This window comes from Bradyrhizobium sp. USDA 4486 (genome assembly GCF_054057995.1).
On record NZ_JBSRZV010000001.1, the window covers coordinates 3102134 to 3117999 of the forward strand.

15 protein-coding genes and 3 pseudogenes are annotated in these 15866 nt (G+C 61.0%); 8 read left to right on the forward strand and 10 right to left on the reverse strand.

All coding sequences use genetic code 11. From position 1 onward, the window contains the following. Window positions 1–114 precede the first annotated feature (114 nt). The 4 genes and pseudogenes from ACVWY3_RS15380 (at window position 115) to ACVWY3_RS15395 (ending at window position 3432) form a co-directional block, all read left to right on the forward strand. Window positions 115–1212, forward strand: coding sequence for a carbohydrate ABC transporter permease (locus ACVWY3_RS15380; RefSeq protein ID WP_456839197.1), 1098 nt, complete (start codon window positions 115–117; stop codon window positions 1210–1212). 88 nt (window positions 1213–1300) lie between these two features. Next, a complete protein-coding gene (locus ACVWY3_RS15385; protein ID WP_456843377.1) occupies window positions 1301–2161 on the forward strand; it encodes a carbohydrate ABC transporter permease in 861 nt (286 codons plus the stop codon). 146 nt (window positions 2162–2307) lie between these two features. Continuing rightward, a pseudogene (locus tag ACVWY3_RS15390) lies at window positions 2308–2526 on the forward strand (Lrp/AsnC ligand binding domain-containing protein); the annotation flags it as partial. A 429-nt stretch (window positions 2527–2955) separates the two neighbouring features. Next, window positions 2956–3432 (forward strand): Y-family DNA polymerase, encoded by a 477-nt coding sequence (locus ACVWY3_RS15395; protein WP_456839198.1) that lies wholly within the window; start codon window positions 2956–2958, stop codon window positions 3430–3432. Between the two features lie 210 nt (window positions 3433–3642). Here ACVWY3_RS15395 and ACVWY3_RS15400 read toward each other — a convergent pair whose 3' ends face one another. From ACVWY3_RS15400 to gcvA, 5 genes and pseudogenes are all read right to left on the reverse strand, one after another. Continuing rightward, a complete protein-coding gene (locus tag ACVWY3_RS15400) occupies window positions 3643–4362 on the reverse strand; it encodes a hypothetical protein (RefSeq protein WP_456839199.1) in 720 nt (239 codons plus the stop codon). Continuing rightward, window positions 4359–5777, reverse strand: a complete 1419-nt coding sequence (locus ACVWY3_RS15405; protein WP_456839200.1) for an ABC transporter permease subunit — start codon at window positions 5775–5777, stop codon at window positions 4359–4361. Before ACVWY3_RS15405 ends, ACVWY3_RS15400 begins: the two co-directional genes overlap by 4 nt. Continuing rightward, complete coding sequence (locus ACVWY3_RS15410; protein WP_456839201.1) at window positions 5719–6465, reverse strand: ABC transporter ATP-binding protein; 747 nt, start codon at window positions 6463–6465, stop codon at window positions 5719–5721. Before ACVWY3_RS15410 ends, ACVWY3_RS15405 begins: the two co-directional genes overlap by 59 nt. A 354-nt stretch (window positions 6466–6819) precedes the next feature. After that, the gene (locus tag ACVWY3_RS15415; protein WP_456839202.1) at window positions 6820–7239 is read right to left on the reverse strand and encodes a hypothetical protein; all 420 of its coding nucleotides are present in this window, start codon (window positions 7237–7239) and stop codon (window positions 6820–6822) included. Between the two features lie 296 nt (window positions 7240–7535). Then, window positions 7536–8459, reverse strand: a pseudogene (gcvA, locus tag ACVWY3_RS15420) (transcriptional regulator GcvA). On the opposite strand from gcvA, the gene ACVWY3_RS15425 reads away from it, so the two are divergent. The 4 genes and pseudogenes from ACVWY3_RS15425 to ACVWY3_RS15440 all read left to right on the forward strand — a co-directional run bounded on the left by ACVWY3_RS15425 (window position 8452) and on the right by ACVWY3_RS15440 (window position 11019). Beyond that, complete coding sequence (locus ACVWY3_RS15425; RefSeq protein ID WP_456839203.1) at window positions 8452–8712, forward strand: DUF1127 domain-containing protein; 261 nt, start codon at window positions 8452–8454, stop codon at window positions 8710–8712. The pseudogene gcvA and the gene ACVWY3_RS15425 overlap by 8 nt on opposite strands. A 25-nt stretch (window positions 8713–8737) precedes the next feature. Continuing rightward, window positions 8738–9208 carry a glutathione S-transferase family protein gene (locus ACVWY3_RS15430; RefSeq protein ID WP_456839204.1) on the forward strand — a complete coding sequence of 157 codons (471 nt, stop codon included), beginning with the start codon at window positions 8738–8740 and terminating at the stop codon, window positions 9206–9208. 57 nt (window positions 9209–9265) lie between these two features. Then, window positions 9266–10469 (forward strand): annotated as a pseudogene (locus ACVWY3_RS15435) (integrase core domain-containing protein). A 286-nt stretch (window positions 10470–10755) separates the two neighbouring features. Beyond that, the gene (locus ACVWY3_RS15440; RefSeq protein WP_456839205.1) at window positions 10756–11019 is read left to right on the forward strand and encodes a hypothetical protein; all 264 of its coding nucleotides are present in this window, start codon (window positions 10756–10758) and stop codon (window positions 11017–11019) included. Window positions 11020–11152: 133 nt separating this feature from the next. Here the strand turns inward: ACVWY3_RS15440 and ACVWY3_RS15445 are convergent, their stop codons facing one another. The 5 genes from ACVWY3_RS15445 to ACVWY3_RS15465 all read right to left on the reverse strand — a co-directional run bounded on the left by ACVWY3_RS15445 (window position 11153) and on the right by ACVWY3_RS15465 (window position 15824). Beyond that, window positions 11153–13540, reverse strand: coding sequence for a family 16 glycoside hydrolase (locus tag ACVWY3_RS15445; RefSeq protein WP_456839206.1), 2388 nt, complete (start codon window positions 13538–13540; stop codon window positions 11153–11155). Between the two features lie 269 nt (window positions 13541–13809). After that, window positions 13810–14247 carry a hypothetical protein gene (locus tag ACVWY3_RS15450; protein WP_456839207.1) on the reverse strand — a complete coding sequence of 146 codons (438 nt, stop codon included), beginning with the start codon at window positions 14245–14247 and terminating at the stop codon, window positions 13810–13812. A gap of 481 nt (window positions 14248–14728) precedes the next feature. Further along, window positions 14729–15067 (reverse strand): chromate transporter, encoded by a 339-nt coding sequence (locus tag ACVWY3_RS15455; protein ID WP_456839208.1) that lies wholly within the window; start codon window positions 15065–15067, stop codon window positions 14729–14731. After that, window positions 15046–15357: a chromate transporter gene (locus ACVWY3_RS15460; protein ID WP_456839209.1), complete on the reverse strand. Its 312-nt coding sequence runs from the start codon at window positions 15355–15357 to the stop codon at window positions 15046–15048. Before ACVWY3_RS15460 ends, ACVWY3_RS15455 begins: the two co-directional genes overlap by 22 nt. 2 nt (window positions 15358–15359) lie before the next feature. Then, the gene (locus ACVWY3_RS15465) at window positions 15360–15824 is read right to left on the reverse strand and encodes a chromate transporter (RefSeq protein WP_456839210.1); all 465 of its coding nucleotides are present in this window, start codon (window positions 15822–15824) and stop codon (window positions 15360–15362) included. Window positions 15825–15866: the final 42 nt, after the last annotated feature.

Below are 15866 nucleotides of genomic sequence, written 5' to 3' on the forward strand. Positions count from 1 at the left end.
CTGCGCGAAGCCATCCACCCTCGGCTGGCGCCTCCGGCGCCAGCCGAAAACTTGCCTGCCCGGCGACAGATCCGGCACTAAATGCGGCTCATCTCGATGCAGAATTCCGTACCCATGAGCGACGACCTGCACCAGCCAGCGACGAAGCGCGCCGCCGGCAGCAGGAAGGCCGCCGGCCGCGCTCTTGTCCTGCTAGCGTCGCTCGGCTTCTTGCTCGTCGTTCTCATTCAGGTCTTGCACGCGAGCGGTACCATGACCGCCGGATTCTCCGATTGGCGACCGATCCTCATCGCCTATCTCGTCTGGGCCGTCGCCGTTGGCGTCGCACAAGTTCTGGCCCGTGGCGAATGTGGCCAGCGCGCGCTGTTCCTCCTGCCGGCGGTGTTCTTCACCGTCGCCGTCGTGATCTTTCCGACGATCTTCGGGATCTACATCGCATCGCTCGACTGGAATCTCAGCTCGATCGAGGGTCCTCGCTTCAGCGGCTTCGACAATGTCAGGGGCATGCTGAACGACACCTATTACTGGAACGCGCTCGGTAACATGGTCTTCTATACGATCGCGGTGCTCGGTGAATACGCGATCGCGTTCGGGTTGGCGCTGCTGCTCAGCGCCGAGATCCGCGCGCGAAAATTCTTTCGCGTGGTCTTCCTGCTGCCGATGATGCTCAGCCCCGTCGCCGTGAGCTGGATGATCGGCAAGTCGCTGCTGGAGTATCGCTTCGGCCCGGCGGCGACGCTGGCGCGCTATCTCGGCTGGGACAATCCGGCATTCTTCGCCTCGCCATGGATGGCGCGCTTCAGCATCCAGGCGATGGACGCCTGGGTCTCGATCCCCTTCATCATGATCATCCTGCTCGCAGGCCTGCAAGCGATGCCGAAGGAGGTGCAGGAGGCGGCCAAGGTCGACGGCGCGAATGGCTGGCAATCATTCTGGCACGTCACCTTCCCGATCATGCTGCCGGTCAGCATCACGGTCCTGATCATCCGTATCATCTTCAAGCTGAAGCTCGCCGATATCGTGATCAACGTGACGGCCGGCGGCCCCGGCGGCGCCACCGACACGGTGTCGAGCTTCATCTACCGCGTCTATCGCGATCGCTCGAATGTCGGATACGGTACGGGGCTCGCCATGATTTACCTGCTGCTGATCATCGTGCTGCTGACGCTGATGTTGCGCGCCTCGAAGCGCTGGACGCAGAAGGTCGTCTAGCTCGTAAATGGAGTTTGAGCTTTTGGCTGTCTCCACTGTTGCATCGAACCCGATCCGAAAGCGTCCCGCAGCGCCGCGCGCCCGGCGGATGCTGGGCCGCGCGCTGATCTACGCCGCATTGCTGCTCTGGACCTTCATCTGCCTGTTCCCGATCTACTGGACCGTCACGACCTCGTTCAAATCGGCAGTTGATGTGACGCAGGCGCACCTGATCCCCTGGGTCGATTTCCAGCCGGACTGGAAAGGCTGGCGCTCGCTCGGCCTGTCGCCCGATACGCTGTTCGGAACTTCGACCGCGCGTTCCGAATTCATGAACCGGTTCGTCAACAGCATCATCACTTCGGTCGGCGCATCGCTGCTCGCGCTGGTGCTCGGATCGCTCGCCGCCTACGGCTTGAGCCGCTTCCGCTACAAATTCGCCTGGATGCGCAACGACGACATCCTGTTCTTCTTCATGTCGCAGCTGATCCTGCCGCCGGTCGTGCTCGCGCTGCCGTTCCTCGTGCTCTACAAGGCCCTGGCGCTGCTCGACACGACGTTTGGCCTGATCCTGCTCTACACGCTGACGGTGCTACCGATTGTCATCTGGATCATGCGGGACCAGTTCAACGCGATTCCGATTGAGCTCGATGAAGCCGCCTTCGTGGACGGCCTCTCCACCTGGGGCGCGTTCCTGCGCATCATCCTGCCACTCGCCGTGCCCGGCATGGTCGCCGCGTTCATCCTCTCGCTGGTGCTGTGCTGGAACGAATACTTCTTTGCCGCCCTCCTCACGAGCACCGACGCGAAGACGCTGCCGGTGATGGTGGCGAGCCAGACCGGCTCGCAAGGCATCAATTGGTGGTCGATGGCGGCGCTGTCGACGGCGGCGATCGCACCGCTGGTCCTGGTCGGCATCTTCCTTGAGCGCTACATTGTCAGCGGCTTGACCACGGGAGCCGGAAAGTAGCCGGAGGGATCAACTGAGTTCAGCGCTCATTGAACGCACCAGAGCATGCAGGAGCTCACCGCGATTTCAGGGAGACCGTTCGCTCTTGCGCATTGAAGGCCGATGCGAAGACCTCGATCAAAACGCCGGCAGGGCCACGACGGCCGATGACTCAGGTCACCGACAAGTCCACGACCGCGGTGATCCGGCAATTGCACGGCTTGCCTGAGTTGCACTCCCTGCATACGACCAACGGCACCTGGGATCTGATCGCCGAGATCCGCGCCGATAGTCTCGCCGACTTCGATCGTGTGCCGCGCGAGGCGCGCACCATCGACGGCGTCCTCAACAGCGAGAGCAGCATCCTGCTGAGTTCGGTCTTTTAGATCAACACGCGTTCTGCGTACCAGTCCCGCCCGAGCCCCCAGAGCGATCTTGGTTGAACCGCTCTCGTTGGCTGTTCCTGGATTTTCTTTGATCTCCCGGTGCACACGTCGTGCACACGACGGCTCCTAACCACCTGAAAAACTTTACCTCTCCCTCCAATCCATCATGGGCAAGTTTGAGCTAAGTAGCACCACTTAGGTCGAAGCCAATGAAGAGTGGTCCGTTTTGCGCCACGAGAGGAATCCCCCCGGACAGGCGGCCTGCGGTACCTAACGTTCGCACATATGTATGCCGATGGCGGAACGGGTGTCTTGTCAACCATGTCGATTCGACTCGATTTCTCTTGCGCCTCGGACGAATAGCTACGGTGTTTGCAACGGTCGTCCCAGCAATATCTCAACCGTGGTTTTCCCGCCCGTGAGTGAGGCTTGCACCCTGCTGCCTTCCTTCAAAACGGCCGCGGGGCGGATCATCAGTTCGCGGGCGGCGAGCATAAAATTCTGGTCGTTGACTGCATGGCGCCCAAATGTCTGCCGCGTGGCATAGCCCTTCGGGGGCCAGCTTCGCGATGGCCCGGTGCCCAAGAAAAAGGCCCTGGTCCCTCGACGGCATCGCAGCGCAAAATCATCCATATCGACATGAATGTGTTCTATGCGTCCGAGGAGCAGCGGGACAATCCGGACCTGCCGGGAAAGCCGGTCGGAGTCGGCGGCTCGAGCGCGGCGTGGTCGCCGCAGCCAGCTATGGGGCACGCAAAATTTGGTGTGCGCTCCGCCATGCCATCGGTGACTGCCAAGCGCCAGTGTCCTGATCTGATCTTCGTCAAGCCGCCAAGGATGAAATCGAACGGACGCCCGCCTCTGGATTTCCACACATCAACCTCTGCGAGGTTATTGCAGAGGTAGCAGCCCTGAACGTTTTTGCGAACGAGGTCGCCTCCGTAGTGATCGGCATCGCCCGCCTCCTGGTGCAATCCTCGAACTCGCCTTCCCTCAGTGAGGCACGACCTCCTTCAACCTCAAACGATCTAGTTCACCTGACACCGCTCTACAGCAGACTGCGAAAGGGTACGACGGGCATACTCTCGGTCGCGTCCATAACGTTCCAGTACCTGTTCAATTGCTAGTTGCCACGATGTAATCGGCGAAATACATGTGGCTGTCGGCCTTCGACCAAAGCCCGATCCGGCCGGACACCGGTTGCGCTAGCGTGTGTTCCAGATAAAGCTTTCCGTCAAGATAGCCTTCTACCTTCGTGCCGCTCACGCGAACCTTGAGGTCGTGCCACTGCCGCGTCGCGGTCGGTGTATTGCGTACCCATTTGACCGCAGACCGCTTGCCGTTCTCGAATTTCCACAGCACGATATTGTTCTCCAGGCAGTTCGCGCGGACTGTCAGGTAGTCTCCGTTTGGCTTGAGGTTGAATAGGATGCCGGCGCCCTGGTCGATGCGACCGGACAAGCCTTCGAAGCGAACCGAAATCTCGCCATCGGTGAAATTGTCGATTTTTGGCGCAACCGCGTAGGGATAGTAGGCGTACGCCTGCACGCGATCGAGAAACTCAGCGTAGCGTTCCCCGTAGAGAGCCCGTGCCTTATCGGCGATACCCGCCGACGATTGACCCTCCTTCCACTGGCGACCATCGACCGTGATCACCTTCTTGCCCCCCTCCTCCTCGATCCTCCAGAAGCCGACCACCGGCACCAGTGATTTTGGCTCCCCGCCGACGGTTTCATTCGAGAGGTCAATTTTGATCGGTTCTGCCGCCAAGCCCGGCAGCATCGCACAACCGATCGCCAAGAGGATGGTGGCTCCAACTTTCTTACTGATAGTCATGGCTTAACTCCTTGATCAACGAGAGCCCCTTTGTCTGGAGGCAGCCGGCGAATGTACCGCCAGGCGAGCACGATCAGGAGTGGCAATCCGCCGACGAACCACAGCAGCGTAGCGTCCGCGCTTACGACCAAGGGATATCCGGGGTACTCTTCGCCGACGCTGGGTGCCGGCGGCTGCACGCCTGCGAGTGCATATAGCAGCGGAAGTATCTCCCGCGGGCTGGTAGAGCGGCTTACGTCGGTTCGATCACCGTACGCATAATCAATCTGACCATAGGCGTCGGGATTAGGAATGTTTGACCGCCCGCTCGCTAGAATGACGGTGACGTCGGGCATGACGCGCTCGAGCTTCGCGATAACATTCCGCCGGAGATCGATATAGCGGGGGTCCTCAGCGGCGAGATCGACTCTGATGACTAGCGGACGCCGAAGCGTCGCGAGCAAGCGCTCATCTGCGGACGAAAAGGAGTTGCGGCGATCCTGGCTGACGTCCACAGACTCTCTGATTTGGGCCGCGCCAGCCAGTCCAATTACGATCGCCATCACGCACAAGCCAGAACGGATTACTTTTGTTCGCACCGGCGCGCCAAGCGGAAGCCAAACGATCGTGAGCGCGGCAAGCCCCCCAATTGCGGCGGTTATGCCGAGCACCAGGCCAGCCGACAGAAGCCCCTGCTCGAACGGACGCAGCGTCTGGGTTAGCGACAATTGCGCAAGCCAGGCCGACAGACCAGAGCGGCCAGCGAGCGTGAAATCCAGTACCCATGATCCGATGGTGACAGCGAGAGCGATGATGGCGGCGGTTGCCGAACTGTCGGAGACGATCGCGGCAAACAAGCCAATGGCGCCGGCAAGCAGACCATACAGTAGATGGCCGAACAGCAGGTTCAGCGTCTCTGGCGCAGCCAAATGGCCGCCCAACATGGCCCACACAGCCAGAGCGGAAAGCGCAGGAATGCTCACGATGAGCCAGGCTGCCATCGCGGCGCAGAATTTTGCGGCGACGAGCGTCGAGGTCCGGTACGGCAACTGCACCAGCAGGCGCAATGCGCCACTTTCCTTCTCTTGGCCCAGCAATCGGATCGCTACGAAAGGAAACAACAACGTCACCGCCACATAGAACGAGCCGAATGTCGGGACCAAGATTCCATCGAGCGGTGACAGGCTCCTTGCCAGAACTGGCGACTGCAGGGCCGCTGCACTTGACTCGCTGTACAGCGAGACTGCCTGGACGAAGCTGTATCCGACGAGCGGACAAACCAGCAGCAACATGGTCCAGAGCGCTCGACCGGCCGTGACCTCGCGGAGCTCTTTTGCGAGCAGCGGAGCGATCGGTGCGGTAGGCCGCACGTATGCTTCACGTGAGTGCAAGAAAGATATCCTCCACTGAGCCGCTCGGCAGTCCCGTCTGCGCACGCAGTTCCCCAAGTCCTCCGGACCCGCGCACCTGCCCTGCCGAGAGCAAGATGAAGCGGTCACAAACCCGCTCGGCGTCCGCCAATTGATGGATAGAGAGTATCAGCGTGCGCCCACGTGCCGTCTGGCGACGCAAGACCCCCATAACGTCGCGCGTCTGCCGCAAGTCGAATCCGTCAAATGGTTCGTCCATCAGCAGCAGGTCGTGCGGCGCGAGCAGTCCGATGGTCAGCATCAGCCGTCGGGCATATCCCTTTGACAGAGCGTGGACGCGCTTTCGAAGCACCGGCTGCAACCCAATCGCTTCGATGGTCGACCTGATGTCTGCGTCTGAGCGTCGAAAGACGTTGCCGATAAACGACACGACCTGTAGCGCGGACTGGTTATTGTATGGACGGACGCCATCCGGCAAGTAGAACAGGACGTCTCGTCGAAGACCCACGTGTAGCGGCTCTCCGCGCCAAAAAACGTCACCCGAGTTCACCGGCAGAAGTCCGGCAACGGCTTCCAGCAGTGTTGTCTTGCCGGCTCCATTTGGACCGATAATGCCGAGAATTTCGCCCGCTACAGCAGAGAACGTCACGCGGTCTATGGCGGCGCCGTCGCTTCCATAGTGCTTGGTCAGGTTTCTCACGCTCAGCAAAGGCGCCAAACGATCTGGCGAAAACCCGTCGTTGACGGTTGACATGCTGCGTCCTTCTCAGGCGTCCGGACGCGATGCTTGGGCTTGTCGCCTCATGGGGAGATCGCCATCCCCAGGCCCCGACTTTGCCAAAGCGGGACTGCTTGTCAATTAGGAACCACCGAGACGCGAGGTCTCCGAACGGCGCCGACCGTTCACTTCAGTTTGATCAAGCATCCGGTACATAGCGCTATGAGCGGCAACGTACGGCCTTGCCCGCGCATCCTTCGCGATCGGCAGCACTTCGGTTGCCTTGGGGCGTTCCAGTCGCGTTCAATCTGAAGCAGACACGGGACGGACAAGCTGATCGAGGCGTCAAAACGGTCGGTCAGCTAGGCTGCCTCTTTGACCCCCGCGCGCTTAGCAGTCAGTCGCCTTTTTCTGCGACGGTGCGGGCTCGGCCGTACCGGCCGTTGCCTTCTTCGATTGCTCAGTGGGCGCGGGGCGGGTCTGCTCAACGGTGCCTGCTGTCCTATCCGGTTGCTGCGCGGAAGGTGCAGGCTTGGTCGTCGTTGATTGCTCTGCAGCAGTAGGCTCGTTCTGCATCTGGCGCTGCGCGTCTTCTGATGACGCCGCGGTATGCTCCGAGGCCTTGCTCATGGAAGATGTCGGAGGATGCTCCTTGGAATCAGTTGCTGTGGAGCCCGTGGTTTGCCCGGTGTAGCCCGGGACGTTTCCTGATCCTGCATCGCGGCTCGCAGTATCGCAGGGACCCGCGTAGACTGAGGTGGCGCTGAAGGCGAGCACCACTCCCAAGATAGTAATTTTGCTCGTGATCATGGCCCTTCTCCTTTGTTGGACCGTTAACGTCTAAACAAAGGATTGGAGGGTTCTGTTCCGGTCCTGTGAGAGCGGCCGCAACCGTTCGCCAAAGAATCTGAGTTCGCCGACCTTTAAGATGGCAACGAGCGTTAACACACAGGGGTACGACAGTTTAGTAATCACCGCGGCTTCGCCTTCGAGGTCCCGACGAGTGATTTGAGCTGACGAAGGTCGTTTGACGCCTCCGCGAGCAGCCAGTCACGAAAGGTCGCGATCTTTGGCTGCGCTGCAGAGGCCTTCGGGCATACGATCCACTAGGTCTTGGAGCGCGTTGACTCCGGAAATGCGAGTGCCAGCCGACCGTTGATCAAATCCCACGCCGCCAGCGTCGTTCGAGCAAGCGCGATGCCCTGCCCATTGATCGCGGCATCGATAACCATGCTCGCACGATTGAGCACAGGCCCGTGTGTGACATCGGCCTCATCGATACCGACGCCACGCAGCCAATTCGCCCAGTCGGATCGGTTATCGAGATGAATCAGAGGAAATTTCAAGATATCACAGACCGCTCCGATCCGTCGGCGCCCCGACAGCAGTTTCGGACTACACACAGCAAATAGTCACTCCGACGAGAGCCTTATGGGGTCGAGACCCGGCCAACTGCCATCGCCGTGGCGCACCGCTAGGTCAACTTCTTCGCGGGCAAAATCGACGTGGTGCATCGTGGCCGAGACACGGAGATCGATGCCGGAATGCGCCTCCGCGAAATGCCCGAGCCGATGCACCAGCCATTTGGCGGCAAAATCCGGTGAGGTACTGACGGTGAGAACGCCAGCGCTTTGCCGCTGCAACAGCCGCTCCGTTCCAACTGCAATGCGGTCAAGCGCGTCGCGGATAACGGCAAGATAGTCCCTCCCCGCCTCGGTGATGATCAGGCGCTGACGTTCACGATTGAATAGCTTGAGCGCGAGCTCAGTCTCCAGCGCCTTCACCTGATGGCTCAGCGCTCCTTGAGTGACACAAAGCTCTTCAGCCGCGTGCGTAAAACTCTCGTGGCGCGCGGCGGCCTCGAAAGCCTTCAGGGCATTGAGCGGCGGTAGGCGCGGGCGCATCCTACCGACTTCATGAGAAAAACTAAGGCAGGCACGAGAAACGATGCTTTGCGGGGAAGCATCCCGCAGGACTATTGAACAGCTCCACCCCAGTATTTCAAGGCATTTGGAGCTTTCCATGTCCATCCTGCTGACCGCCCCTGGGGGCGATCCCGCCCGTGCAAGCGCCGGACCCGGCCATCCCGCTTCATCAATTCAGCTCAGGAATCAAATCAGCCGTTCGGCGGCAGGGATGGTGGAGCTGGCTCGACCGGCAGCACGAACGCAGAGCCTGCGCGAGATTGTAGATGACCCGCATATGCTCAAGGACCTTGGGCTCACCCGTGAACAGGCGCTGTGTGAGGCCGCCAAGCCGTTCTGGCTCTGGTTCTTGCTCTAAAAGACAAGCGCAGAAGAGAAGACGGATGTCCGATCCGATCGTCTACGGTTTTCCACGTAGCACCTTCGTTAACATCGTTCGCCTGATCCTGACGCACAAGGGCGTGGCTTACCAATTCCGCGACCTCGAGCCTGTCATGGGCAAGGCCGATCACCTGGCGCTACACCCCTTTAACCGCGTCCCAATTCTGGACCATGACGATCTTACTGTCTATGAAACGAGCGCGATCGCCGCCTATGTCGACGAAGCGTTCGGCGGCGTGTCGCTGACGCCGAAAGACCTCAAGGCGCGGGCGCGGATGAACCAGTGGATCAGCGCCGTCAATAGCTATTACTACCCCTACATGATCTACCACGTGACACATGAGCGGCTGGTTTTCCCGGAGCTCGGAATTGCCTCCGACGAGAAAGTCGTCGCGCACGCGCTGCCCAAGGTCGAGACGGGGCTTTCGGTCGCCGAGCGCCAGCTTGCGCTGAGCGGCCCGAGACATAGGTGACAGAACGTACCGGACACATGGGTTACACTTTCCGCTTTTGTTCTGCGGGATGTGTGGATGCCGTGGAAAGCGAGTTCGGTAATGGAGGAGCGCCTTCGCTTTGTCGCCCGCCTGTTGGACGGGGAAGCCATAACGGATGTCTGCCGGGAGTTCGGCATCTCGCGCAAGACCGGCTACAAGATTTTCGATCGCTACAAGGAACATGGCCTGGAGGCGCTGAGCGACCGCTCCAGGCGGCCGGTTCGCTACGCCAATCAACTGCCGGCCCAGATCGAGACGCTGATTGTCCAGCTCAAGGCTGAGAAGCCGCATTGGGGGCCCGCAAGATCCGCGAACTCCTGGTGCGACGGCTCGACGGCGACGTCCGGGTGCCGGCCAAAAGCACCATTCATGCGGTGCTCGATCGCCACGGCTTGGTCAGGCGGGGCGGCGGGCCGCGCCATCGCGCGCGCGGCACGTCGCTATCGCAAGGGACTGCCCCGAACGATGTCTGGTGCGCCGACTTCAAAGGCGAATTCAAGCTTGGCAACAGCCATTACTGTTTCCCGCTAACCGTCAGCGATCATGCCGCGCGCTTCCTGCTGCTGTGCGAGGCGCTCGACCCCACGCGCGAGGAGCCTGCCATGACCGCCTTCGAGCGCCTGTTCCGCGAGCGCGGCCTGCCGCTTGCCATTCGGTCCGACAATGGCGTGCCGTTTGCCAGTCCCAACGCCTTGTTCAATCTTTCCAAGCTCTCGGTATGGTGGCTCCGCCTCGGTATCGCCATCGAGCGCATCAAGCCAGGTCATCCGCAACAAAATGGCCGGCACGAGCGCATGCATCTCACCCTCAAGAAGGAGGCCACCAGGCCGCCTGGCTTCAACAGCCTGCAACAGCAGGAGCGCTTCGATGCCTTCGTGCACGAGTTCAATACCGAGCGCCCCCACGAGGCGCTCGGCATGAAGTGTCCTGCCGAGGTCTACACGGCTTCAGCGCGGGCCTATGCCGGCCTGCCGGAGTTGAGCTATCCCTTCCACGAGGCGACGTCGTCGTCACCGCCTGCGGCCGCCTCTGCCTCCATCGCAAGAGGATCAACATCTCAATCGTCCTGGCTGGTCAGAAGCTCGGCATCAAGGAGGTCGACGAGGGCATCTGGCTCGTCAGCTTCATGCATTACGATCTCGGCTATTTCGATCTCGAACAGAAGACCTTGCAACCTCTCGATAACCCGTTCGGTCCGAAGCCCATCACCGATGTCTCAGCCACGACCACAGCGCCCTGACAAAGACGCGCTCTTGTGCATTCTTGGCATGGAAGGCCACTTGCTTGGCTCCGCTGTCGCGGTCAACCTCCGCAGCCCGAAGGGGCGCGGCACGCGCGGGGTTGACGGCGATAGCGCGAGCCAAGCAAAAATAGCCAGGCCACGAATGCGTCACCCTGAATGCAACAGATTGCAGGCCAGCGGCCTCAATTTGAAGCGAACCTGGAGCAGATGACTTTGAACCCCCGAGACAACCCGATCGGCACGAGGTTGTCACCACCCATCTCTTAGGTACGTTTCGTTACCCATGTCTCCGGGCCGGACAGCGCACGGCAAGGACTTCCTGCTCGGCGACGAACTCTCGATTGCGGATTTCTATCTACTGCCGAGCACATTTGCCTTCAGCCTCACCGCCGAAGGGCAGTCGATGTACCCGAAATTTCGGGGATTCTGCCGGTGCCGGGAGCGCATGGACAATTTGCCGGCGACGCAAAAGGTGCGCGCATCCGTGCAACGCTTGCCGATCGAACACGCACGGGAATGGGCCACTTCGCACCGGCCGAAATACTGACCATTTCGGCCGGTGCGTGGCGCTAACGACAGAAGCCAGTTTGTCAACCGGAGGCTTTTGAGACCGGCTAGAAAGGGTACGGCGGCGCTGGTCCCGCCATCCTTAGCTCGACCAACACCGAGCGAGGTGAATGTTACGCGACCCTCGGGAGAGGCAGTTCGGCGACCCCCGGCACCACTTCCTTGATGCGAATATTGCGGAATTGCACCTTCGAACCATCATGATGGTTCTGCAGTGCGATATGGCCGCGAGGTGACCGCGGCTTGGGGTCCGTGTAGTCGTTCACAAGCATATCATTCAGCGTCACCTTGATGCGGTTGCCGATGGCTTCGATCACGAACGTGTTCCACTGCCACGGGCCCTTCGCAACATCAGTGCGGGTCGGCGCACTGATGTTGTAGATTGCGCCGGTGCTCCGTAAGGGATCGTTCTCCTTCTGCGCCTCGGAATTGTACCCGCGCGGATCGATCTGGATTTCGTAGCTCTGGTCGATCGCCGCCATCCAATCGTTCGGATTCGAGCTGTTCAAGTTCGGCACGCGGATGAAAACACCGGAGTTGTCGGTGCGGCTCGCGTTCTGCCATTCGAGCTCGAGCACGAAGTCGGAGAAGCTTTCGCGCGTGTACCACAGCAGCCCGGATCCGCCGACGGACTCGAGAATGTCGAACACCTGGAGGAAGCCCCCGACGCCCGACATCTGCCAATTGACCAAACTCCCGGTGTAGAGCGATTTGAACTGCACCGACGGGGTTGGCGCCAACGCGGCAACCACGGCAGCGCTGCTCTCACGGGCGAGCGCTAGGCCCGTTAAAGAAGGATTCGCCGACCCGACCGTTGGAAACAAGGCAGGACCGGCAACGTAGGCGTTCGAGATGTGATGGAAGCGTCCGGTGGGGTCGGTAATCGACATCGCCGGATCATCGCCCATCCACAGCGTGCCCGCTTCATGATGGGTATTGCCCAACTGATCCTTCGTGACGGCAAACGGATCGGGTGGCGGAGCGCTTTGCCAACCGCCGTTGTATAAATACTGGACGTCGCCGGCGCTCTTGCTGAGGCGACCAGCCAACTGGACAGCCGCTGTGGCGAGCTTTCTCCATGCGGCGTAGTCGTTCGGCGTGGGCGTGAAATTGACCCAAGCGCGCGCGCTCAGACCATCGTTCTGAAGCGGATCGGCTCCGTTCGTGAGGTTCACGAAGCTGGTCGTGCTGCCTGGTCCGCTGCGCCTGTCCCCGTCCATTTCTCCGAGTCCCCGGAAGACGATTGCCACCCAATCCGGGTCTTCGTTCGAAAGCAGATTCCGCAAGAGGTCGATGTCAGGCACCATCGTCCACATGGTCGCTTCCGGGTTCTGTCCCTTCTCCGCCGATGCGAGCACCTCAAAATGATAGCGGCGCTTGCTTCCGTCGGGGTTTGTGATCTCGCCACGAACGATCGCCCCGCCCTGTTCGAGCGTCGTGGACGCGCCGAGCCCGAGGGCGCTGCGCTTGACGCGCACCGTGAGATTGGTGCGCAGATGGGCCATGAAATTGGCGCCCATGCTGAACGGGCCGCGGGTAACCGGAAACGACTCAAGGGTGCCCGCCGCCAGGACAACCTGACAGTCGGTACTGAGATTGTTCGGAGTGGAAAGCGACCGGAATTGACCATTATAGGTCAGATCGATTCCGCTGACCCTGCCTCCGCTGGTCTGCAGGCGTATGACGTGACACCTGGGAACGAGGAAGAAGCGGCGCCGCGAATTGTCGTTCAGGGTCCAGCGCTTGGCGATGTCGTCCCGGATGCTTTCGAGCAGCATGGGTCCGCTGCTGAACTTGTCGAACGAAAACAGCCCGGGGCCAGGCGAATTCGCCTGCACCGCGATCGGAGCTTCTTCGACGAGATCCAAGCTCACGTCAGGCAGAATCACGTTCGTACCAGCGGCAACGGCTCCTAACTGTGCATTGACCGCCGTGTTGAGGGGACCGGACAGGTAATCTGCCTTTTCCTGTACGCCGATCTCGCGCTCGACATCCGGGTAGTTCGCGTTCAGAAAATCACGCGCGCCTTTCGGCCACACATTGAGGTCGGCCGGCATCAGCCGCGGCGACCAACCTCCCCAGAAAAGCGAGCGGCCACCCGGGCAGTAAGCCAGTCCGGTGAACGGCTCGTTGCTGTGCCAAGGAATGCCCCACACGCCGTTGCGCGCGCCTGGATCCTGGTTATTGTGCGTGACCAGTGCGCTATCCGGCGCATTCAAGCCGAGATGCGGCATGTTCTGCACGTGCGTCGGCGCAAGATAGCCGCCCGCGTCCAGGAGCAGCACCCGTAGGTTCTGGTCGGCGCCGGCGCGATAGATTTTGCTGGCAGCGTACGCGCCGAACATCCCGGCGCCGATGACGACGACATCGAATGGCCGGCCGCGATTGTTCACAGCTTCGTCATATGTGCTGCACACGTACCTGCCGAGCAGATCACGCGTGAATTCGGTGTCCTGGATATCGACTGGAGCGGAGGGGTCATTTCGCAGAAAGGTCAGCATCGGAGAGCCCCTTTCGAGGCGTTGTTGAAGCAGCCGTGAGGCGTATGGCCTGGATGGCCGCAAAGACCTGGCCCCGCAATCGCGGCCGAGAACAAGATTATATAAGAAGCTTGCGGTCGGCTATATGAGGCGGTTCACACGCAGAGCGCGAACTAGCCGGGCTCGAGAGGAGGCCGGGATCGGCCTCTCAGAACTGCAGGTAATGCGGAAAGCTATTTGACCTCACCATATGCCAGATCATCGAACAGGGTCACGCTATCCACCTTGGTTCACGAGCCAATCATGCCCGCGTCAGCGATCGTGCTGTCCTCCACCTCGAATAGCGGCTTTCCGTCACAGGTCACCTTGAACCGACTTCCCGTGAAGTCGCAACGCAGCGCGTGCCATTGGCCCGACGTGACCGGCGTGCTGACGCCATAGCCGCCCTTGCGTCCGACAATGTCCAGCGGGGTTCGAACGCCTTTGATGGTCTTATAGAGCACCACGTTGTCGTCCAGCGCGTTTGCGCGGACAACGTAGTAGTCGTCTGCGGCTTTCGCGCGCCAGATGATACCCGCGGCGCGCTCCTCAGAGCCCGCGACGGCCTTGAATTTGACCTCCACAAAACCGGCACCGATGCTGGTGTCGTCTTGATGGCCACGGGGAAGGTCGCCCGCCCGGATTGCTTGAAGACATTCGGCTTGCTCGGCGCCGAGGCGTCGCCTCAACAGTCCATCTCGGTTGTCCCTGGCCGGTCTTAGTCAAAGTCTATCCTTCCGGCGACATTCCGACAGGACTATTGTCAAAGTTCAAGGTCTTCGCCACAGCGCTCCCTCCCATCAAAGAAACCAGCATGAACATCATTGCAACGCTCGCCCGCGCAGAAGGTCTGCACCGCAGGATAGCCGAGCCGAGGCCCAGGGCGGCGAGACCGAACACGCCGGCCAGGCCGCGCCGAGCGACGACCATCAGACCGTCGGCCGCGACTGGCGCGCTCTTCCGGGAGACAAGGATCGCCAATAGACTACCCGGCCAGACCCGGTATGGCGGACGTGCGGCGGCACGAACGATTGCCGCACGTCGCTTCATAGCCGCACCATTTCCGAGCGCCGTGCCCATCGTCACTCCTCACTTGAGCCCGGTGAGCACCCAATCCGGCTGCGGGATCGGATAGGCGATCAGCCCAATGACTGCAGTGGCGGCAATCAGCTAGGGATTGCTGACCTTCCAGCGGAACAGCACGGCAAGCGACACGATGCCGATCAGCGCAGTCAGCCAGTCCCCGATCGCGATCTTGCCCGGCAGGAAGCTCGCACCCACGATGGTTCCGATCGCGGCGGCGTAGGCCCCCTTCACAAAGCCCTGCACGTTCGGGTTCTTGCGGTGTCGCGCCAGCAACGGCGCCACGATCAGGACCAGCAGGAAGGACGGAAGGAAGATGCCGACCGTCGAGATCAGCGATCCCCAGAAGCCCGCGACCAGATAGCCGACGAAGGTCGCCGTGATCACGACCGGCCCGGGACTCATCATCCCGATGGCGACCGCCACCAGGATTCGCGCTCGTTGAGCCAACCGTACTGCTGCACCAGCCCCTGCTCGAGAAAGGGAACGATCACAAGGCCGCTGCCGAAGGTCAGGGAGCCCGCCTTGAGGAAGAACAGCAGCAGCTTGCCCAATGTCGAACCGGTCGCAACGGGCGCGACCGCGGGTGCCGCCGCCGGAATCACCGCGAGTTGGAGAGCGACCGCAGGCTGCTTGATGTGACCGTAGTAAATGATGCCGACGATTCCGGCACCTATGAACAGCAGCGCGACCTCCGCTTGCAGGATCACAGTCACGGCTAGACAGACCGCGGCGATGGCCCATTGTCCTCCATGCCGAGCTTGGCGAGCCGGTAGCAGGAATGCAGGATCAGCGCGATCACGGCCGGCCTGACGCCATAGAAGATGCCGGTGACAGCCTTCAGATCCCCGAGATGGACATAGAGCGCGCCAAGGGCTGCGACGATGACGAAATTCGGCAGGATGAACGCCCAGCCACCGGCCCACGCTCCCCAGAAGCCGCAGCGCAGATAGGCGATGAAGATCCCGACTTGGATCGCGAGCGGACCGGGAAGCAACTGGCAAATGGCGATGGTCTCGCGCATCTGCTCCTTGGTCAGCCAGTTCTTGTCGTTGACGAGCTCGCGCTCCATTTGGCCGACCAGCGCGACCGGACCGCCAAAGCCGAGAAAGCCCGGCCGCAGAAAATAGCGCACCAACTCGCCCATGTTTCCACGCTCGGCATTCGTGCTTGTGGTCGTCATCACTTCTCCCCATCCCCCGTGATATGCGGCCTCCAATATGCC